At 71.4% G+C, this 19240-nt stretch carries 18 protein-coding genes; 7 read left to right on the top strand and 11 right to left on the bottom strand.

Going from position 1 to position 19240, the window contains the following annotated elements; genetic code table 11:
* Positions 1–85: 85 nt before the first annotated feature.
* Positions 86–853, top strand: a complete 768-nt coding sequence (locus tag SGA01_RS23745; RefSeq protein WP_141298429.1) for an ABC transporter permease — start codon at positions 86–88, stop codon at positions 851–853.
* A gap of 75 nt (positions 854–928) precedes the next feature.
* Positions 929–1897, top strand: a complete 969-nt coding sequence (locus SGA01_RS23740) for a COX15/CtaA family protein (protein ID WP_141298428.1) — start codon at positions 929–931, stop codon at positions 1895–1897.
* Positions 1898–1953: 56 nt separating this feature from the next.
* Here SGA01_RS23740 and SGA01_RS23735 read toward each other — a convergent pair whose 3' ends face one another.
* The 4 genes from SGA01_RS23735 to SGA01_RS23720 all read right to left on the bottom strand — a co-directional run bounded on the left by SGA01_RS23735 (position 1954) and on the right by SGA01_RS23720 (position 5513).
* Complete coding sequence (locus tag SGA01_RS23735) at positions 1954–2892, bottom strand: immunity 49 family protein (protein WP_141298427.1); 939 nt, start codon at positions 2890–2892, stop codon at positions 1954–1956.
* Positions 2893–2916: 24 nt separating this feature from the next.
* Entirely contained in the window at positions 2917–4041 is a 1125-nt protein-coding gene (locus SGA01_RS23730) for an amidohydrolase family protein (RefSeq protein ID WP_141298426.1), read from the bottom strand.
* 70 nt (positions 4042–4111) lie between these two features.
* Positions 4112–4432, bottom strand: coding sequence for a hypothetical protein (locus tag SGA01_RS23725; RefSeq protein WP_055644185.1), 321 nt, complete (start codon positions 4430–4432; stop codon positions 4112–4114).
* 133 nt (positions 4433–4565) lie between these two features.
* A complete protein-coding gene (locus SGA01_RS23720; RefSeq protein ID WP_141298425.1) occupies positions 4566–5513 on the bottom strand; it encodes a heme o synthase in 948 nt (315 codons plus the stop codon).
* A 314-nt stretch (positions 5514–5827) separates the two neighbouring features.
* On the opposite strand from SGA01_RS23720, the gene tkt reads away from it, so the two are divergent.
* The 5 genes from tkt to pgl are packed head-to-tail and all read left to right on the top strand — an operon-like array spanning position 5828 to position 12445.
* Positions 5828–7915: a transketolase gene (tkt, locus tag SGA01_RS23715; protein ID WP_141298424.1), complete on the top strand. Its 2088-nt coding sequence runs from the start codon at positions 5828–5830 to the stop codon at positions 7913–7915.
* Positions 7916–7951: 36 nt separating this feature from the next.
* Positions 7952–9070 (top strand): transaldolase, encoded by a 1119-nt coding sequence (tal, locus tag SGA01_RS23710; protein WP_055644182.1) that lies wholly within the window; start codon positions 7952–7954, stop codon positions 9068–9070.
* A 5-nt stretch (positions 9071–9075) separates the two neighbouring features.
* On the top strand, positions 9076–10608 hold the full coding sequence (gene zwf / locus SGA01_RS23705) for a glucose-6-phosphate dehydrogenase (RefSeq protein WP_055644181.1): 1533 nt from the start codon (positions 9076–9078) through the stop codon (positions 10606–10608).
* Positions 10605–11666, top strand: coding sequence for a glucose-6-phosphate dehydrogenase assembly protein OpcA (gene opcA, locus SGA01_RS23700; protein WP_141298423.1), 1062 nt, complete (start codon positions 10605–10607; stop codon positions 11664–11666). Before zwf ends, opcA begins: the two co-directional genes overlap by 4 nt.
* Positions 11663–12445 carry a 6-phosphogluconolactonase gene (gene pgl / locus SGA01_RS23695; RefSeq protein ID WP_141298422.1) on the top strand — a complete coding sequence of 261 codons (783 nt, stop codon included), beginning with the start codon at positions 11663–11665 and terminating at the stop codon, positions 12443–12445. The genes opcA and pgl overlap by 4 nt, the downstream gene beginning before the upstream one ends.
* A 38-nt stretch (positions 12446–12483) precedes the next feature.
* On the opposite strand, the gene SGA01_RS23690 is transcribed toward pgl, so the two are convergent.
* From SGA01_RS23690 to tpiA, 7 genes are all read right to left on the bottom strand, one after another.
* Positions 12484–13971 carry a PH domain-containing protein gene (locus tag SGA01_RS23690; protein WP_141298468.1) on the bottom strand — a complete coding sequence of 496 codons (1488 nt, stop codon included), beginning with the start codon at positions 13969–13971 and terminating at the stop codon, positions 12484–12486.
* Positions 13972–14096: 125 nt separating this feature from the next.
* Entirely contained in the window at positions 14097–14597 is a 501-nt protein-coding gene (locus SGA01_RS23685) for a PH domain-containing protein (protein WP_055644178.1), read from the bottom strand.
* 4 nt (positions 14598–14601) lie between these two features.
* Positions 14602–16266, bottom strand: a complete 1665-nt coding sequence (gene pgi, locus SGA01_RS23680; RefSeq protein WP_141298467.1) for a glucose-6-phosphate isomerase — start codon at positions 16264–16266, stop codon at positions 14602–14604.
* Positions 16267–16317: 51 nt separating this feature from the next.
* Positions 16318–17544 carry an MFS transporter gene (locus SGA01_RS23675; RefSeq protein WP_141298421.1) on the bottom strand — a complete coding sequence of 409 codons (1227 nt, stop codon included), beginning with the start codon at positions 17542–17544 and terminating at the stop codon, positions 16318–16320.
* A 161-nt stretch (positions 17545–17705) separates the two neighbouring features.
* Positions 17706–18041 (bottom strand): RNA polymerase-binding protein RbpA, encoded by a 336-nt coding sequence (locus tag SGA01_RS23670; protein WP_071891222.1) that lies wholly within the window; start codon positions 18039–18041, stop codon positions 17706–17708.
* 77 nt (positions 18042–18118) lie between these two features.
* The gene (gene secG, locus SGA01_RS23665) at positions 18119–18349 is read right to left on the bottom strand and encodes a preprotein translocase subunit SecG (RefSeq protein WP_030205174.1); all 231 of its coding nucleotides are present in this window, start codon (positions 18347–18349) and stop codon (positions 18119–18121) included.
* Between the two features lie 109 nt (positions 18350–18458).
* Positions 18459–19235 carry a triose-phosphate isomerase gene (tpiA, locus tag SGA01_RS23660; protein ID WP_141298420.1) on the bottom strand — a complete coding sequence of 259 codons (777 nt, stop codon included), beginning with the start codon at positions 19233–19235 and terminating at the stop codon, positions 18459–18461.
* Positions 19236–19240 lie beyond the last annotated feature (5 nt).

Below are 19240 nucleotides of genomic sequence, written 5' to 3'. Positions count from 1 at the left end.
CGGACGACACCAGGGTCAGCCGGGGGTCCGGGGGTTGCCCCCCGGGCGGACACAGCCTTGAGCTCACGGGCAAGGAGCTGCGGTCATGAGCACGGGTACCTACTCCCCGAAGCCCGGCGCCGCCCCCGTCGGCCGGATGATCGCGGCGCAGACGGCCCTGGAGACCCGGATGCTGCTGCGCAACGGCGAGCAGCTCCTCCTGACGGTGATCATCCCCTCGCTGCTCCTCGTCCTCTTCTCCACGGTCGACATCGTCGACACGGGCGCCGGCGAGGCCGTCGACTTCCTCGCCCCGGGCGTCCTCGCGCTCGCCGTGCTCTCGACCGCCTTCACCGGCCAGGCCATCGCGACCGGCTTCGAGCGCCGGTACGGGGTGCTCAAGCGACTCGGCGCCTCACCGCTCCCCCGCTGGGCGCTCATGACGGCCAAGACGCTCGCCGTCCTCGTCACCGAGGTGCTCCAGGTCGCCCTCCTCACCGCCATCGCCCTGGCACTCGGCTGGTCCCCGCAAGGGAACCCGCTCTCCGTCCTGCTGCTCCTGGTCCTCGGCACGGCGGCCTTCTCGGGCCTCGGCCTGCTCATGGCGGGCACCCTCAAGGCGGAGGCCACCCTGGCCGCCGCCAACCTGGTCTTCCTGCTGCTCCTGGTGGGCGGCGGGGTCATCGTGCCGCTGGACAAGTTCCCGGAACCGGCCCGCTCGCTCCTGGAACTGCTCCCGATCTCCGCCCTCTCGGACGGCCTGCGGGACGTCCTCCAGCACGGCGCGGCAATGCCGTGGGGCAACGCCCTGGTCCTGGCGGTCTGGGCGATCCTCGGCCTCGGCGCGGCGGCGAAATTCTTCCGCTGGGAGTAGCCGGAGGGGTTCAGAGGGTGACGTTTCCCGACAAGCCACCCCCCTCGTGAAAGCGTGCACAAGCCCCGTCCTACGATGGGGCCCGTGCTGAACCCCCTCGCCTCCATCGCCCAGCGCTGGACCCCGTCCCCCCGGACGCTCCGGCGTGCCGCGCTCTCCGCCGTCGTGATGAGCGTTCTCATCATCGTCACGGGTGGCGCGGTCCGGCTGACCGGTTCCGGTCTCGGCTGCGACACCTGGCCGAAGTGCACGGAAGACAGCCTCATCGTCACGCCCGAGCAGGGCTACCGCGGCCTGATCGAGTTCGGCAACCGGATGCTGACGTACGTCCTGTCGGCGGCCGTCGGCTGGGCGATCATCGCCACCCGGTCCACCAAGCCGTGGCGCCGCAACCTCACCCGCTGGGGCTGGGCGCAGTTCTGGATCGTGATGAGCAACGCCGTCATCGGCGGCATCACGGTGTGGATGGGCCTCAACCCGTGGACCGTCGCCGGCCACTTCCTCGCCGCGAACGCCCTGCTCACGGTGGCCGTGATCACCTGGCACCGGACCGGCGAGGGCGACACCCCGCCCCGGCCGCGCGTGCCGCGCCCGGTGCGCAAGCTGTCGTGGGCGATCACGATCTCCTCGGGTCTGCTGATCGCGCTCGGTACGACCGTGACCGGCGCCGGCAAGCACGCCGGTGACAGCAGCGACGTCCCGCGCATGCCGTGGGACTGGACGGACGCCGCCCACCTCCACGCCATCGCCGCCTGGGTCGTCTGCGCGCTCGCGCTCGCCATGTGGCTGGTGCTGCGCGTGGTGGACGCCCCGGTCGACACCCGGGCCCGCGCCCGCGACCTGATGGTCGTGCTGCTCGCGCAGGGCGGGATCGGCTACGTCCAGTACTTCACCGGAGTCCCCGAGGTCCTGGTCGCCGTGCACATGCTCGGCTCGTCGCTCATGTGGATCGCGGTGCTGCGGCTCGCCCTGAGCATGCGCGAGCGCCCGGTCCCCACGGCGGACATCCCGGCCCAGACCGACTCCGCGCTCGCGAGCGCCTGAGAACACCCCGGACCGCCCGGAGCCCCGCCGCACCGGCGGGGGTCCGGGCGGTCCGGCTATGCGGACACCGGCGCGCTGAGCAGCGCCCCGGGCAGGTAGCCGGAGCGGACCGTCGGCTCCCAGCCGTGTGCCAGGTGGGCGAGGGCGGCCAGGGCGACGGTCCCCACCGGCAGCAGGGTCCTCGGCTCGGCGTCGGCGCCGACGCCCGCCCGGTGTGCGTCGAGCCGCTCCACGAGGGCCCGCTCGAAGGCCTCGCGGTCGTCGTCGAGCAGGACGCGCAGCAGCCGCTGGTCCGGGCTCAGCTCCCCCGCCGCGTCGAGTCGTGCCGCCGCGGCCGCCAGCTCCTCCGCACCGGGCCGGCGCAGCGGTACGTCGCCGGGCACGGCGCCGGGAATGGGGCCGTGCTCCACCGTCAGGTAGGCGCACAGGGCGTCCATCTCGGCGAGGTCAGCCGGCTCCGAGACCGAGTCGAAGCGCGAGTACGGCACGCCGGAGCGGATCGCGGGCGCGTAGTCCTCGTGGAGCAGCGGCCCGATCACCCGTCGGCGCTCCCAGGCGAGCCCGCTGATCAGGCAGAGTGCGAAGGCGTCCACCCAGGTCCGCGCGGTGGGCACCCGGTGTCCCCGGTCCCAGCCCTCGTCGAAGAGCTGGTCGTCGCTGCTCAGGGTCTCGCCCGCGAGGGGCAGCGGGACGTCCCAGTCCCCGTCGGGGAAGCAGCCGATGCCCAGGACGCCGAGTGCGCACTCGGCGGCGGTGAGCAGCGCCGCGCGGGAGGGGTCCGCGGCGAGCGCGGGGTCCTCCAGGGTGCGGGCGCCGATGTGGTCCAGGAGTTCGTCGCGGGTCTCCCCGAGGCCGGTCAGCGACATGCCGCTGCCGTACCGGAGGTCGTGCCAGCGGCCGAAGATCCGCCCCCTGATGCCGTCGAGCGCCTGCTCGATCCTCGCGCCGTCGACCTCGTGCACGGTCGTCTCTCCCATGGCTGCCGTCTCCCCCATGATCGTTTCCATCTGCTGCGCACGCTACCAACGGGGACTGACAGCGGGTTCGAGGCGGTAGACCCGTCGGGCGTTCCCGGCCGCGATCATCGTGGCGACGCGCTGGGCGTCCGCGTGGGACCAGGCGCCTTCCACGACCCACTCGCCCAGCACCCGGGTGAGCGCCGAGCGGAAGACGCCGGCGGCGACGACGTGGAGCTCGGGCAGTCCGTGGGCGCCACTGGAGAACAGCAGTTTGCCGAAGGGCGCCGACTCCAGGACCTCGGCGAGGACGGCCGCCGCCCGGGCCCCGGTGTGGGCGAGGGCCGGGCCCAGGTCCGCGTACACGTGCGGATGGACGACGGTCAGGTGCGCCGCCGCGCGGTGGTGCGGGTAGGCGTGCAGCAGGACGAGGTCGGTGCCGAGCCCTGTCGTGGCGGCGGCGAAGGCGCCGAGGAGGGCCGGGTCGTGGTCCCGTGTGTGCAGCTGGAGCGGGCGCCCGGCGGTGACGGCGATCCAGAGCAGGTGCCGCAGCAGGACGGGGTCGGTGAGCCGCCCGCCCGCCGGGCGTCCGGCCAGCCAGCGCCCCGCGGCCCCGCGCACCTCCCCCGGTCCGGGTGGTTCGGGCGCCACGGCGAGCCCTCGGCGTACGCCCTCCACCGAGGTGAAGGCCACGGCGTTCACGGCGGCGCCGTGGACGGCCTCGGCGAGGTTGGCGAGGAACGCCTCGACGGTCCCCGAGGTGTCGGCGACCTGTTCGGCGAGGGGTTCGAGGCGGACGATCTCGTGGGCCTCCGCCCCGGCGGCCGCGGCGATCTCCGCCGGCCGGGTCAGGTCGCCGGCGAGCCCCGTGTCCACGAGGTACGTGGAGATCCCGGCGGCCCTGAGCAGCCGTCGGCCCGCCTCGACGACGCCGAGCTCACGACGGCGGGCGAGGTAGCGGGCGGGCGGGCAGTGCGGTTCGAGGCCGAGGAGCGGCGGGCACCAGCGCCGTACCGCGAAACCGGTCTGCGTGTCGAAGAACGTCGTCCCGGCGGCGGGCAGCCCGGACGGACCGCCGGGCCGGTCGCCGAGGTGCGCGCCGAGGTGGGTCTCGAAGGTGCCCAGGCCGAGCTCCGTACGGAGCACTCCGTGGCAGTACTGGTCCACCAGGCTCGGCGTGTCGATCATCTCGGGGGGCTCCCTGTGTGGACGTGTCTCCACACGTCCTAACGGGTGAGCCCCGCGCGAGGTTGTTGCCTCAGCTGTTGGAGGGGCCGCCGATCTGGATACCGGCCATCCGGCTCCACTCGTACGGGCCGGTGACGACCTTGGCGGCGAACTCGCCGTCGAACTCCTCGTGGAGCGTGAGACCGGCCTTCTCGGCGGCCTGCTTCGCGATCTCGTAGCTCGGCGCGACGAGGTCGCCCCAGCCGCCGTCGGTGCCGACGAGGACGATCCGGGTGCCCGCCTGGCCGATGTGCGCGAGGTGCCCCTCGGTGCCGCCGTGCTCCTTGGAGAAGGCCTTGATCTCCTTGGCGAGCCGGGCCGCCTTGCGCTCTTCCTGCTTCGTTTCTGCCATGAAAAAGATGCTACCGAGGGGTAGATCTACTGGCGACGGCCGGGTCACGTGGCCTATCCCACGTGACCCGGCCGTCGACCGAGCAAATCATCTGAGCGGAAAGGGCCTCGGGTCCTGTCCGGCGAATCGGGTGCTAGCGGAGGAAGGGGTCCACCGCGACCGCCACGAAGAGCAGCGAGACGTAGGTGATGGACCAGTGGAAGAGGCGCATCTCCTTGAGCTTCGCGCCGGTGGCGCCCGCCTTCGCGCGGTTGAGCAGCCCGTGCGCCTCCCACAGCCACCAGCCGCCGGTGAGCAGCGCCACGGCCGTGTAGAACCAGCCGGTGTAGCCGAGCGGGGTCAGCAGCAGCGAGACGGCGACCATCACCCAGCTGTAGGCGACGATCTGCTTGGCCACGACCTTGTTGGAGGCGAGGACCGGGAGCATCGGCACGCCGGCGCGGGCGTAGTCCTCCTTCACCTTCATGGACAGCGGCCAGTAGTGCGGCGGCGTCCAGAAGAAGATGACGAGGAAGAGGATGATCGCGGCCCACGACATCGAGTTGGTCACGGCCGACCAGCCGATGAGCACCGGCAGGCAGCCGGCGATGCCGCCCCAGACGATGTTCTGCGCGGTCCGCCGCTTGAGGATCATCGTGTAGACGACCACGTAGAAGAGGAGCGCGCCGAGCGAGAGTGCGGCGGAGAGCCAGTTGACCAGCAGGCCGAACCACATCGTGGAGATCACGGCGAGGCTGAGACCGAAGACGAGGCCCTCACGCGGCGTGAGCACGCCGGTGACCAGTGGACGCTGCGAGGTGCGGTCCATCAGCGCGTCGATGTCGCGGTCGATGTACATGTTCAGCGCGTTGGCGCCGCCCGCCGACAGGTAGCCGCCGAAGCAGGTGGCGAGCACCAGCCACAGGTTCGGCACGCCCTGCTCGGCGAGGAACATCACCGGAACGGTCGTGATGAGCAGCAGTTCGATGATCCGCGGCTTGGTCAGCGCCACGTATGCCTTGACGCGGGCCCCGAACGGCCGATGGCCCCCCGGGCTGGGAGTCAAGACGACCCCTGCGGGTCGGGACTCGACGGCCGTCACGCACACCCCTGACAGAGAAATTCCCAGCAAGCTCCCCGTATGAAGACGGGGTGAAGCTTGCGCGTACCACGCCACTGTAGACGTTGCCCAGACGCCGATCTTCGCGGGGGTGGGGTCGTGTTGGAGGGGTGTGTCCCAAGGTGTGGACACCGCTCGGGAGGCGAACTCATACGGCCACCGGCAGTCTTGCTCTGTCCGCTCATTTGAGGGGCCCGCACACGAAAAGAGGGGGCTTCTTCGGGGGTAGGCTCGACACCGCCGGTACACCCTCAGTCACCGGCTTCAGAACATGTGGAGAGGAGCCCTGACCCAGGGTGAGCACTAAGCCGACCACCACAGACCTCGAGTGGACCGAATTGGACCAGCGGGCCGTCGACACCGCCCGCGTCCTGGCCGCGGACGCCGTACAGAAGGTCGGCAACGGCCATCCCGGTACGGCGATGAGCCTGGCGCCCGCCGCGTACACCCTCTTCCAGAAGGTGATGCGGCACGACCCGGCCGACCCCGAGTGGGTCGGGCGTGACCGGTTCGTCCTCTCCGCCGGCCACTCGTCCCTGACCCTCTACACCCAGCTGTACCTGGGTGGTTTCGGTCTCGAGCTGGACGACCTGAAGGCCTTCCGTACCTGGGGCTCCAAGACCCCCGGTCACCCGGAGTACGGCCACACGGCCGCCGTCGAGACGACGACGGGCCCGCTGGGCCAGGGTGTCGCCAACGCCGTGGGCATGGCGATGGCCGCCCGCTACGAGCGCGGTCTGTTCGACCCGGAGGCGGCCCCCGGCACCTCCCCGTTCGACCACCGGATCTACGCGATCGCCGGCGACGGCTGCCTCCAGGAAGGCATCTCCGCCGAGGCGTCCTCGCTCGCCGGCCACCAGAAGCTCGGCAACCTGATCCTGCTGTGGGACGACAACCACATCTCGATCGAGGGCGACACCGAGACCGCCGTGTCCGAGGACACGATGAAGCGGTACGAGGCGTACGGCTGGCACGTCCAGCGCGTCGAGCCGAAGTCCAACGGCGACCTGGACCCGGCCGCGCTGTACGCGGCGGTCCGTGCCGCCGAGGCCGAGACCGAGCGTCCGTCGTTCATCGCGATGCGCTCGATCATCGCCTGGCCCGCCCCGAACGCGCAGAACACCGAGGCCTCGCACGGCTCGGCGCTCGGCGACGAGGAGATCGCGGCCACCAAGCGTGTCCTGGGCTTCGACCCGGAGCAGACCTTCGAGGTCACCGACGAGGTCATCGCGCACACCCGCTCGCTCGGCGACCGTGGCCGTGAGGCCCGCGCCGCCTGGGAGAAGTCGCTCGCCGAGTGGCGTACGGCCAACCCGGAGCGCGCCGCCGAGTTCGACCGCATCCAGGCGAACGAGCTGCCGGCCGGCTGGGAGGAGAAGCTCCCGGTCTACGAGCCCGGCAAGGGCATCGCCACCCGTGCCGCCTCTGGCCAGGTCCTCCAGGCGCTCGGCGCGGTCATCCCCGAACTGTGGGGCGGCTCGGCCGACCTCGCCGGCTCGAACAACACGACGATCGACAAGTCCTCGTCGTTCCTGCCCGAGGGCAACCCGCTGCCGGAGGCCGACAAGTACGGCCGCACGATCCACTTCGGCATCCGCGAGCACTCGATGGCCGCCGAGATGAACGGCATCGCGCTCCACGGCAACACCCGCATCTACGGCGGCACCTTCCTGGTGTTCTCCGACTACATGCGCAACGCCGTGCGTCTGTCGGCCCTGATGCACCTGCCGGTGACGTACGTGTGGACGCACGACTCGATCGGTCTGGGCGAGGACGGCCCGACGCACCAGCCGGTGGAGCACCTCGCCTCGCTGCGCGCGATCCCGGGTCTGAACGTGGTCCGCCCGGCCGACGCCAACGAGACGGCGATCGCCTGGCGCGAGATCATGAAGCGGCACACCAAGGTCTTCGGCAAGGGCGCCCCGCACGGTCTCGCCCTCACCCGTCAGGGTGTGCCGACCTACGCGTCGAACGAGAACGCGGCCAAGGGCGGCTACGTGCTCTTCGAGGCCGAGGGCGGCCCCGCCGAGCTCGTGCTGATCGCGACCGGCTCCGAGGTGCACCTGGCCGTCGAGGCCCGCGAGCAGCTCCAGGCCGCCGGTGTCCCGACCCGTGTGGTCTCGATGCCGTCCGTCGAGTGGTTCGAGGAGCAGGACCAGGCGTACAAGGACTCCGTCCTGCCGCCGTCGGTCAAGGCCCGCGTCGCGGTCGAGGCCGGCATCGGTCTCACCTGGCACCGCTACGTCGGGGACGCCGGCCGGATCGTCTCGCTGGAGCACTTCGGTGCCTCGGCGGACGCGAAGGTCCTCTTCCGCGAGTTCGGGTTCACGCCGGAGGCGATCGTCGCCGCCGCGCGGGAATCTCTCGACGCCGTCGCGCGCTGACGCGAATACGTACGACTTAATGGAGATGCAACTCTCATGACAGACGCTCTCAAGCGCCTCTCCGACGAAGGCGTCGCGATCTGGCTGGACGACCTCTCGCGCAAGCGGATCACGTCCGGCAACCTGGCCGAGCTCATCGACCAGAGCCACGTGGTCGGTGTGACCACGAACCCGTCGATCTTCCAGAAGGCCATCTCGCACGGTGACGGTTACGAGCAGCAGCTCGCCGACCTCGCCGCCCGCAAGGTGACCGTCGACGAGGCCATCCGCATGATCACGACGGCGGACGTCCGCGACGCCGCCGACATCCTGCGGCCGGTCTTCGAGGCGACCGACGGCCAGGACGGCCGGGTCTCCATCGAGGTCGACCCCCGTCTCGCCCACGAGACGGTCGCCACCATCGCCGAGGCCAAGCAGCTGGCCTGGCTGGTGGACCGCCCCAACACGCTGATCAAGATTCCGGCCACCAAGGCGGGTCTGCCGGCGATCACCGAGGTCATCGGCCTCGGCATCAGCGTCAACGTGACGCTGATCTTCTCGCTGGAGCGCTACCGCGCGGTCATGGACGCCTACCTGGCGGGTCTCGAGAAGGCCCGCGAGCGCGGCCTCGACCTCTCGAAGATCCACTCCGTGGCGTCCTTCTTCGTGTCCCGCGTGGACTCGGAGATCGACAAGCGCCTGGACGGCATCGGCACCGACGAGGCCAAGGCGCTCAAGGGCAAGGCCGCCCTGGCCAACGCCCGTCTGGCCTACGAGGCGTTCGAGGAGGTGTTCAGCGGCGAGCGCTGGGCGTCCCTCGACAAGGCGCAGGCCAACAAGCAGCGTCCGCTGTGGGCCTCGACCGGTGTCAAGGACCCGGCGTACAAGGACACGCTGTACGTCGTGGACCTGGTCGCCCCCGGCACGGTCAACACCATGCCGGAAGCCACTCTGGAGGCCACCGCCGACCACGGCGAGGTCGCCGGTGACACCGTGCGCGGCACGTACGACCAGTCGCGTGCCGAGCTCGCGGCCGTCGAGAAGCTGGGCATCGCCTACGACGATGTCGTCCAGCTCCTCGAGGACGAGGGCGTCGAGAAGTTCGAGGCGTCCTGGAACGACCTTCTCAAGTCCACCGAGGCGGAGCTCTCGCGCCTCGCACCTTCGGAGGCGTAAGCACTTTGAGCGCAGTCCACGGAGCCAACCCGCTCCGTGACGCCGCAGACCGACGGCTCCCGCGTATCGCGGGGCCGTCGGGTCTGGTGATCTTCGGCGTCACGGGCGATTTGTCCCGTAAGAAGCTGATGCCTGCCGTCTACGACCTGGCCAACCGCGGCCTGCTGCCGCCGGGCTTCTCGCTCATCGGCTTCGCCCGCCGTGAGTGGCAGGACGAGGACTTCGCGCAGGAGGTCTACGAGGCGGTCAAGCAGCACGCGCGCACCCCGTTCCGCGAGGAGGTGTGGCAGCAGCTGATCCAGGGCATGCGGTTCGTCCAGGGCGACTTCGACGACGACGAGGCCTTCGAGAAGCTGAAGTCCACCGTCGAGGAGCTGGACAAGGCGCAGGGCACCGGCGGCAACTTCGCCTTCTACCTCTCCGTGCCGCCGAAGTTCTTCCCGCTGGTCGTCCAGCAGTTGAAGAAGCACGGCCTGGCCGACCAGAAGAACGGCTCCTGGCGCCGTGCGGTCATCGAGAAGCCCTTCGGCCACGACCTGGTCTCCGCCAAGGAGCTCAACGAGGTCGTCCACGAGGTCTTCCCGCCCGAGGCGGTCTTCCGGATCGACCACTACCTCGGCAAGGAGACCGTCCAGAACATCCTGGCGCTCCGCTTCGCCAACACCCTCTTCGAGCCGCTCTGGAACCGGTCGTACGTCGACCACGTGCAGATCACCATGGCCGAGGACATCGGCATCGGCGGCCGGGCCGGGTACTACGACGGCATCGGCGCGGCCCGTGACGTCATCCAGAACCACCTGCTCCAGCTGCTCGCGCTGACCGCGATGGAGGAGCCCGCCTCCTTCGACGCCGACGCGCTCGCCGCCGAGAAGACCAAGGTCCTCGGCGCGGTGAAGCTGCCCAAGGACCTGGGCGCGTCCACGGTCCGCGGCCAGTACGCGGCCGGGTGGCAGGGCGGCGCGAAGGCCGTCGGCTACCTGGAGGAAGACGGCATCGACCCCCAGTCGAAGACCGACACCTACGCGGCCGTCAAGCTGGAGATCGACAACCGCCGCTGGGCGGGCGTCCCCTTCTACCTGCGCACCGGCAAGCGTCTGGGCCGTCGCGTCACGGAGATCGCGGTCGTGTTCCAGCGCGCCCCGCACTCCATCTTCGACCACACCGCGACCGAGGAACTCGGCCGCAACGCCATCGTGATCCGGGTCCAGCCGGACGAGGGCGTCACGATGCGGTTCGGCTCCAAGGTGCCCGGCACCCAGATGGAGATCCGGGACGTGTCGATGGACTTCGCGTACGGCGAGTCCTTCACGGAGTCCAGCCCCGAGGCGTACGAGCGGCTCATCCTCGACGTCCTGCTCGGCGACTCGAACCTCTTCCCGCGCGTCGAGGAGGTCGAGCTGTCCTGGAAGATCCTCGACCCGATCGAGCAGTTCTGGGACAAGCACGGCAAGCCCGCGCAGTACCAGTCCGGGACCTGGGGTCCGGTCGAGGCGGACGAGATGCTCGCACGAGACGGACGGAGCTGGCGCCGGCCATGAAGACCGACCTGACGGACACCACGTCCTCCAAGATCAACAAGGCGCTGGTGCTCGGGCGGCGGGCGATCGGCACGCCGGCCGTCGGCATGGTGCTCACCCTCGTCATCGTCACCGACGAGGAGAACGCCTACGACGCCCTGAAGGCGGCCAACGACGCGTCCCGCGAGCACCCCTCGCGGACGCTCGTCGTCATCAAGCGGGTCTCGCGCTCCCCGCGGGACCGCGCCCAGGCGCGGCTCGACGCCGAGGTCCGCCTCGGCGCCGACGCCAGCACCGGCGAAACGGTTGTCCTCCGGCTGTACGGCGAGGTCGTCGACCACGCCCAGTCGGTGGTGCTTCCGCTGCTCCTCCCGGACGCGCCCGTCGTCGTCTGGTGGCCGGTGAACGCGCCGACCGACCCGGCGAACGACCCGCTGGGCGCGCTCGCCCAGCGCCGGGTGACCGACACGTACGCCGCCGAGCAGCCCATCCAGGAGCTGACGGCGCGGGCGGAGACGTACACCCCGGGCGACACGGACCTCTCGTGGACCCGGATCACCCCGTGGCGCTCGATGCTGGCCGCCGCGCTCGACCAGGTCGTGTGCGAGGTCACCTCGGCCGAGGTCGAGGGCGAGGAGTTCAACCCGAGCGTCGAGCTGCTCGCGATGTGGCTGGCCGAGCGGCTGAAGGTGCCGGTGCGGCGCTCGAAGTCGACGGGGCCCGGTCTCACCTCCGTACGGATGGAGACCAGCTCCGGGCCGATCGTGCTGGACCGGCCGGACGGCTCGCTCGCGACGCTCTCCATCCAGGGACAGCCGGACCGTGGCGTGGCGCTCAAGCGCCGCGAGACGGCCGAGCTGATCGCGGAGGAGCTGCGCCGGCTCGACCCGGACGACACCTACGCGACGGCGCTCAAGTTCGGTCTCGAACGGCTCGACGAGGAGGCGGCGACCATCGCTCCCGAGCCCGTCGCTCCCGAGCCCGCCGCCGAGACGGTCGCGGTCGTGGAGTCGGCGCCTGCGCCGGGCCCGGCCAAGAGCGCGAAGAAGGCCCCGGCCAAGAAGGCGGCGGCCAAGTGAGCACCCCTCAGCTGGTCGTCCACCGTGACAAGGAGCTGATGGCGCAGGCCGCCGCGGCCCGGCTGATCACGAAGATCGTCGACGCCCAGTCCGCCCGCGGCTCCGCCTCGGTGGTGCTGACCGGCGGACGCAACGGCAACGGCCTGCTTGCGGCGCTCGGCACGGCTCCCGCGCGGGACGCGATCGACTGGTCGCGGCTCGACCTGTGGTGGGGCGACGAGCGCTTCCTGCCTTCAGGAGACCCCGAGCGGAACGTCACCCAGGCCCGTGAGGCGCTGCTCGACCGGGTGCCTCTCGACCCGGCGCGGGTGCACGCCATGCCGGCCTCGGACGGTCCGTACGGCTCCGACGTCGACGCCGCCGCCGCCGCGTACGCGGAGGAGCTGGCCGCCGCCGCGGGTCCTGGCGACCACGGCGGGGTGCCGACCTTCGACGTGCTGATGCTGGGCGTCGGCCCGGACACGCACGTGGCCTCGCTCTTCCCCGAGCTGCCTGCGGTCCGCGAGACCGAGCGGACGGTGGTCGGGGTGCACGGCGCTCCCAAGCCGCCGCCGCTCCGGGTCTCCCTGACGCTTCCGGCGATCAGGGCGGCCAAGGAGGTCTGGCTGCTCGCGGCCGGCGAGGACAAGGCGAAGGCCGCGGCCATCGCTCTGTCGGGCGCGGGCGAGGTGCAGGCCCCCGCGGCGGGCGCCTACGGGCGCTCGCGCACCCTGTGGCTGCTCGACGCGGCGGCCGCCTCGGAGCTGCCGCGGAACCTGTATCCGCCGGCTTCCGCCTGATACCGCCTGCTTTTCGACCGCACGCCCGGAGGCCCGGTTCACCCCTCGGTGGACCGGGCCTCCGGCGTTCGTACGGGCTCGACGAAGGGCGCGAGGAGGTCGGGTACGGCCTCGGCGGCGAAGGTCAGGCCCTGGCTCTCGCCCGCGTCGAGGATGTCGTAGGCGCCGTCCCCGGCTGCCGTCGTGGCGGTCAGGGTGAGGACGCCCGCGCGGCGCTGGAAGTACGACTGCTTGACGGTCCAGCCGATGACGCCGGAGCGCTGGAGGGCGACCGTGGTGCGTCGGACCGTGCCCGAACGGGTCACCAGATAGGCGCCGCTGACGCCGTGTCCGAGACTGCGGTACGCGTCGAGGGCGAGGAGCACGGCGAGCGGGGTGAGGACGACGGCGCAGCCCGCCGCGACGTACAGCAGGACCGGGGTGAGGAGGAGTCCGAGGCCGGCGAGGAGGGCGACCGGGGCGGCCACGGACCACAGGGCCCACCGCAGCCGGCGGGTGCGGGCGGCGCGGGGGTGGGCGGCGAGCGGCGCACCGGTGGGCGGCTCCGGCTCGCCGAGGACCTGGGCGGCGACGCGGTCGGCGAGCTCCCGGGGCACGGCCGGCAGCAGGGTCTTGAGGTCGGCGTGCTTGTCGCCGTCGTCCTTCGCGAGGCCGGTGGCGACGGCGTCGACGCGGGCGGCCCCGGCCAGGCGCACCCCGAGCGGCTCGACGACCTCGATCCCGCGCAGCCGACGCTCCTCGATGGAGACCGAGCGCGCCGTGAGGAGGCCGCGGCGGACGCGCAGGGTGCCGCCGGGCTCGCGCTCCAGGCGGTAGTTCCACCACATCTCGACCCAGAGCCCGAGGGCTCCGACGGCTCCCACGACGGTGGCGATGAGGGCCAGGTCGACGAGCATCCAGACGAGGGAGACGTCCCGGAAGCGCTCCCCTATCCAGTCGATGACCTCGGCCTGGGCGCCGAACCATTCGCTGACCTGCATGACGGCTCCGGCCGCCGCGCCGCCGAGGGCCGGGGCGACGAAGGAGACCGGGGCGTAGCGGATCCAGCGCGGGTCGACGGTGGCGAGGGCGCCCTCGTCGGGAACGCCGGCGTCGGTGGCGGCGCGGGCGAGGAGGTCGTGGCGGAGGAGCTCGCCCTCGGCGCGGGTGACCAGGTCGAGTTCGAGCGTGGACTCGCTGCCGCCGGTGCTCTCGCCGGTGCCGATGCGGACCTTCACGAGGCCGAGGAGGCGCTGGAGGGGGTTGGCGGTGAGGTCGACGCTGCGGATGCGCTCACGGGCCAAGGAGCGGCGCTTGACCAGCAGGAGCCCGGTGTGGAGTTCGACCCGCTCGGGGCCGATCCGGTAGCGGGTGCGACGCCAGCGGACGTAGTCGGCGGCGGTGCCGCCGAGGACGAGGAGGAGCGCTCCGGCGAGGACCCAGGAGAGGACCTGCCACAGCGGCCTGGATCCGGCGAGGCCGACCGTCGCGGGGAGTCCGGCGCCGCCTGCCACGCCGCACAGGACGGCGGCGGTGGCCAGGAGCATGCGCCGGTCCAGGCGCCGCCACTCCTCGCCGGGGACCGCCACACTCGGCCGGCCGGCGCCGCCTATGTCTCCGTCGCCGATGTCTCCGTCGCCGACGTACCGGTCCTCGCCGGGTGCGGCCTCGCTCATGTGGCGTCCCCGGGGGTGGCCTGGGTGAGGGCCGTGAGCCGTTCGCCGAGTTCGGCGGCGAGCTCGTGGTCGAGTCCCGCGATCCGGAGGGCGCCCTTCGAGGAGGCGGTGGTCACCGTGACCGTGCCGAGCCGGAAGAGCTGCTCCAACGGGCCGCGTACGGTGTCGACCGTCTGGATCCGGGACATCGGGGCGATCCGCCACTCCTGCCAGAGGGCCCCTGTGCGGACGTAGACGGCCTCGTCGGTGACCTCCCAGCGGTGGACCCGGAACCACCATGCGGGGAAGAACGCGGCGCAGCCGAGGCCCAGGGCCGCGATGGCCCCGGCCGCGAGCAGCAGCCAGAACCGGGCGGGCCCGATGAGCGCGCCGAGGACGGCGAGGACGACCACCGGCACGGCGGTGGTCACCAGGAGTTGGCTCCGCCACCAGGCGACGGCCCGCTCGTCCACGGCGTTCCTGGGCGGTCGCAGCCGCACCGCGTTCTCCCCCCTCATGCGATCAGCCCCGGTCGCGCAGCGCGCGGTAGGCGGAGACGAGCCCGGCGGTCGAGCTGTCGAGCTGCTCGCCGCCCTGGGCCCCGGCGGCACCCGTCAGGACCGGCTCGATCTTCTTGGCGAGGACCTTGCCGAGCTCGACGCCCCACTGGTCGAAGGAGTCGATGTTCCAGATCGCGCCCTGGACGAAGACCTTGTGCTCGTAGAGCGCGATCAGCTGGCCGAGGACGGACGGGGTGAGCGCGTCGGCCAGGATCGTGGTGGTCGGGTGGTTGCCCTGGAAGGTCTTGTGCGGGACGAGCTCCTCGGGGACGCCCTCGGCCCGTACCTCCTCGGGCGTCTTGCCGAAGGCGAGTGCCTGGGTCTGGGCGAAGAAGTTGGCCATCAGCAGGTCGTGCTGGGCGACGAGGCCGGGGAGCAGGTCGGCGACGGGCCGGGCGAAGCCGATGAAGTCGGCCGGGATGACCTTGGTGCCCTGGTGGATCAACTGGTAGTAGGCGTGCTGCCCGTTGGTGCCGGGGGTGCCCCAGACGACGGGGCCGGTCTGCCAGTCGACCGGGTTGCCCTGGCGGTCCACCGACTTGCCGTTGGACTCCATGTCGAGCTGCTGGAGGTAGGCGGTGAACTTGGACAGGTAGTGGGAGTACGGCAGGACGGCGTGCGACTGGGCGTCGAAGAACGCGCCGTACCAGACGCCGAGGAGGCCGAGGAGCAGCGGTGCGTTCTCCTCGGGCGGGGCGGTGCGGAAGTGCTCGTCGACGAGGTGGAAGCCGTCGAGCATCTCGCGGAAGCGCTCCGGGCCGATGGCGATCATCAGGGAGAGGCCGATGGCGGAGTCGTAGGAGTAGCGGCCGCCGACCCAGTCCCAGAACTCGAACATGTTCGTGGTGTCGATGCCGAACTCCTCGACCTTCTCGGCGTTGGTCGAGAGGGCCACGAAGTGCTTGGCGACGGCCTCCTGGCCGGCGCCCAGGCCGGTGAGGAGCCAGTCGCGGGCGGAGGTGGCGTTGGTGATCGTCTCGATGGTGGTGAAGGTCTTCGAGGCGACGATGAAGAGGGTCTCGGCCGGGTCGAGGTCGCGGACGGCCTCGTGGAGGTCGGCGCCGTCCACGTTGGAGACGAAACGGAGCGTCAGGTCCCGCTGGGTGAAGGAGCGCAGGACCTCGTAGGCCATGGCGGGGCCGAGGTCGGAGCCGCCGATGCCGATGTTCACGATGTTCTTGACGGGCTTGCCGGTGTGGCCGGTCCACTCGCCCGCCCGGACCTTGTCGGAGAAGGCGGCCATCTTGTCGAGGACGGCGTGGACACCGGGGACGACGTTCTCCCCGTCGACCTCGATCACGGCCTCGCGCGGGGCGCGCAGCGCGGTGTGGAGGACCGCGCGGTCCTCGGTGGTGTTGATCTTCTCGCCGCGGAACATGGCGTCGCGCAGCTCGGCCACGCCGGTGGCGGCGGCGAGTTCGCGCAGCAGGGTCAGCGTCTCGTCGGTGACGAGGTGCTTGGAGTAGTCCAGGTGGAGGTCGCCGACCCGCAGGGTGTGGTCGGTGCCGCGGGCCGGGTCCGCGGCGAACAGCTCGCGCAGGTGGGTCTCGCCCAGCTGCTCACGGTGCTTGCCGAGGGCAGCCCACTCGGGCAGCCGGTTCAGCCTGGTGCGGCCTTCGTTGTTCATCTCGGACATCGCCCACTTCTTCTCGTATGTCTGCCCCGCTGCCCCTCCAACCTAATTGATCAGGGGGGCCAACGACGCTACGGCGAGCGCGAACAGTGCCGCCGCGACGAGGGCGGGTGTGTGCGGTCCCCAGCCGGCGGCCGCGGCGCCGCCGAGGAGGGCCCCCAGCGGAGCGCCCGCGACGGCGAGGGTGCGGAAGGCCGCGGCGATGCGGCCGAGCATCCCCTCGGGGGCGCGCTCCTGCATGAGGGTCGTCTGGTTGACGTTCCACACCGTCCCCATGAAGCCGAACACCGCCATGGCCGCGATCGATGCCCCGAGGACGGGGACGGTTCCCATCAGGACGAGGCAGACCGTCTGCGCCGTCCCGGCGAGGGCCACGGCGCGTATCCGTCCGGTCCGCTCGGCGACGCGGCGGGCGAGGAAGCCGCCGGCGACGCCGCCCACCGCGTAGGCGGTGATGGTGGCCGCGTATGCGGCGTTTCCGGCGGTTCCGGCCTGCCGCCCGTCCGTCACGTGGACGACGAGGGTGGCGATGAGGGCGCCCATGCCGATGTTGCAGAGGGTGGTCGCCGCACAGAGCCACTTCAGGGGCCGGTCCCGGCGGAGGGCGGCGATCCCTTCGGCCATCTCCTTGCGGAGGGTGGACCCGGCCGGGCGGGGCGGCCGGTCGGCCGCTCCGGTGCGCAGGGAGGCGATGAGGAGCGCGGCGAGGGTGTAGGTGGCGGCGTCGGCCACGTACGGCACGGCGTCCCCGGCGAGGAGCAGGGCGGGCACCAGGGGCGCGGCGAGGAGTCCGCCGGCGAACTGCTGACCGGTCATCAGGCGGGCGTTGGCCGCGGCCAGGGCCTCGGTGGGGACGAGGGCGGGGAGGAGCGCCGTGGCGGCGTTGTCGAAGAGGGTCTGCAGGGTGGTGAGGGCGAAGGCGAGGACGAGCAGCAGGGCGATCGTCGCGTGTCCGAACGCGACGGCCACGGCGAACGCAGCCATGAGTGCGCCGCGGACGAGGTCGACGGCCCACATGGCCCGCCGCTGGTCGACCCGGTCGGCGACGGCTCCGCCGAGGAGTCCGAAGAGCAGCCAGGGCAGGAAGCCGCAGGCGGTGACGGAGGCGATGAGGAGGGGGTCGTCGGTGAGGGAGGCGGCGAGCAGGGGCAGGGCGGCGGTGCGCAGCGAGTCGCCGAACCGGGACACCACCGCGGCCGTCCACAGGCGTCCGAAGCCGCCCCTCCAGTCGGGTACGGCCTTGGCGGCCACCGCGTCCGTCGTCGCCGTCATGCCGTCCCCCCGCGTCGGTGATCTTCTGCCCGACCGACTGTAGAAGGCACCACTGACAGCGCCGGTCCGACGGGGGATCGCCGGTGGGGAGACGGCGAACGGGCCTTGTCCGCGAACAGAGTTCGCAGGCAAGGCCCGTTCGTCACATCGTCACACCACGCTCAGATCTCGCCGCGCAGTTTGGCGAGCGCCTCGGCGAGAATCGCCTCGCCGTCCGCGTCGCTGCGCCGCTCCCGCACATAGGCGAGGTGGGTCTTGTACGGCTCCGTGCGCGGCGGGTCCGGCGGGTTGTCCCGGTCCTGACCTGCCGGGAAGCCGCACCGTGGGCAGTCCCAGGTCTCCGGGATCGCCGCGTCGCTGGCGAAGCTCGGCTGCGTCTCGTGCCCGTTCGAGCACCAGAAGGAGATGCGGGCGCGCGGCGCCGATTCGCCCCGCTCGGCCTCGCCCATCGGCCCCGCTCCGACCCGGCTTCCCCGGATCGCGTTGCCACTTGCCACGGTCGTAACTCCCTGCGTGATGGTGCTCGAAGATGCCCCAGTCTACGTAAGGCCCAACGCGCGTCCAGTGTTCGGAGTTACCCGTCCAACTTCATCAACAGACCAAGTACCACAATGCAGGCGAACCAGAGCAGACCGACCACAACCGTGATCCGGTCCAGGTTGCGCTCGGCGACCGAGGAGCCACCGACGGACGACTGCATGCCGCCACCGAACATGTCGGAGAGGCCGCCGCCCTTCCCCTTGTGCATCAGCACGAGCAGCATCAGCAGCGCGCTGAAGACGATCAGGGCGATCGAGAACCCCATAACCACGGCTGGACCAACTTCCTCGGACTTATACGGACGGGGGCCGGGCGCCTGCCCGACCCCCGCAAGGGTACGACGTAACTCCGCTACCGCATACTCACCGGTGAGGTCACTGGTCGCGGAAGCGTGCGATCTTGACGAACTCGTCGGCGTCCAGCGCCGCGCCGCCCACCAGGGCGCCGTCGACATCCGGCTGCGCCATGATCGCGGCCACGTTGCCGGCCTTGACCGAGCCGCCGTACTGGATGCGGACCTTGTCGGCCAGCTCCTGCGAGTACAGCTCCGCGAGACGGCCGCGGATCGCCCCGCAGACCTCCTGCGCGTCCTCGGGAGTGGCGACCTCGCCGGTGCCGATGGCCCACACCGGCTCGTACGCGATCACGATGGTCTCGGCCTGCTCGGCCGGGACGTCCTTCAGGCCGCCGTCGAGCTGGGCGAGCGTGTACTCGACCTGCTGGCCGGCCTTGCGGACGTCGAGGCCCTCACCGACGCAGAGGATCGGGGTCACGCCGTGCTTGAAGGCGGCCTTCACCTTGGCGTTGCAGACCTCGTCGTTCTCGGCGTGGTACTGGCGGCGCTCGGAGTGGCCGACGGCCACGTAGGCGCACTTGAACTTGGCCAGCATCGAGCCCGAGATCTCACCGGTGTAGGCACCGGAATCGTGCGCCGAGAGGTCCTGGGCGCCGTACTTGATCTTGAGCTTGTCACCGTCGATCAGGGTCTGGACGGACCGCAGGTCGGTGAAGGGGACCAGGACCGCGACCTCACAGGCGTCGTAGTCCTTGTCGGTCAGGGCGAAGGCGAGCTTCTGGACGTGGGCGATGGCCTCGAGGTGGTTGAGGTTCATCTTCCAGTTGCCCGCCATCAGCGGGGTGCGGGTGCTCATTTGGG

It is taken from the genome of Streptomyces gardneri (assembly GCF_006539185.1).
GTDB lineage: Bacteria > Actinomycetota > Actinomycetes > Streptomycetales > Streptomycetaceae > Streptomyces > Streptomyces gardneri.
The sequence above is the reverse complement of the archived record's forward strand: the minus strand, read 5'-3'. Positions and strand labels throughout refer to the sequence as shown.

Excerpts from the sequence above, each read along its gene's own strand:
- SGA01_RS23745 (WP_141298429.1), top strand. The coding sequence starts at position 86 with ATGAGCACGGGTACCTACTCCCCGAAGCCCGGCGCCGCCCCCGTCGGC.
- SGA01_RS23675 (WP_141298421.1), bottom strand. The coding sequence starts at position 17,544 with ATGACGGCGACGACGGACGCGGTGGCCGCCAAGGCCGTACCCGACTGG.
- SGA01_RS23735 (WP_141298427.1), bottom strand. The coding sequence starts at position 2,892 with ATGGGGGAGACGGCAGCCATGGGAGAGACGACCGTGCACGAGGTCGAC.
- tal (WP_055644182.1), top strand. The coding sequence starts at position 7,952 with ATGACAGACGCTCTCAAGCGCCTCTCCGACGAAGGCGTCGCGATCTGG.
- SGA01_RS23690 (WP_141298468.1), bottom strand. The coding sequence starts at position 13,971 with ATGCTCCTGGCCACCGCCGCCGTCCTGTGCGGCGTGGCAGGCGGCGCC.
- SGA01_RS23740 (WP_141298428.1), top strand. The coding sequence starts at position 929 with ATGGGGCCCGTGCTGAACCCCCTCGCCTCCATCGCCCAGCGCTGGACC.
- SGA01_RS23725 (WP_055644185.1), bottom strand. The coding sequence starts at position 4,432 with ATGGCAGAAACGAAGCAGGAAGAGCGCAAGGCGGCCCGGCTCGCCAAG.
- tpiA (WP_141298420.1), bottom strand. The coding sequence starts at position 19,235 with ATGAGCACCCGCACCCCGCTGATGGCGGGCAACTGGAAGATGAACCTC.
- SGA01_RS23685 (WP_055644178.1), bottom strand. The coding sequence starts at position 14,597 with ATGAGGGGGGAGAACGCGGTGCGGCTGCGACCGCCCAGGAACGCCGTG.
- SGA01_RS23730 (WP_141298426.1), bottom strand. The coding sequence starts at position 4,041 with ATGATCGACACGCCGAGCCTGGTGGACCAGTACTGCCACGGAGTGCTC.
- pgi (WP_141298467.1), bottom strand. The coding sequence starts at position 16,266 with ATGAACAACGAAGGCCGCACCAGGCTGAACCGGCTGCCCGAGTGGGCT.
- opcA (WP_141298423.1), top strand. The coding sequence starts at position 10,605 with ATGAAGACCGACCTGACGGACACCACGTCCTCCAAGATCAACAAGGCG.
- secG (WP_030205174.1), bottom strand. The coding sequence starts at position 18,349 with ATGGGGTTCTCGATCGCCCTGATCGTCTTCAGCGCGCTGCTGATGCTG.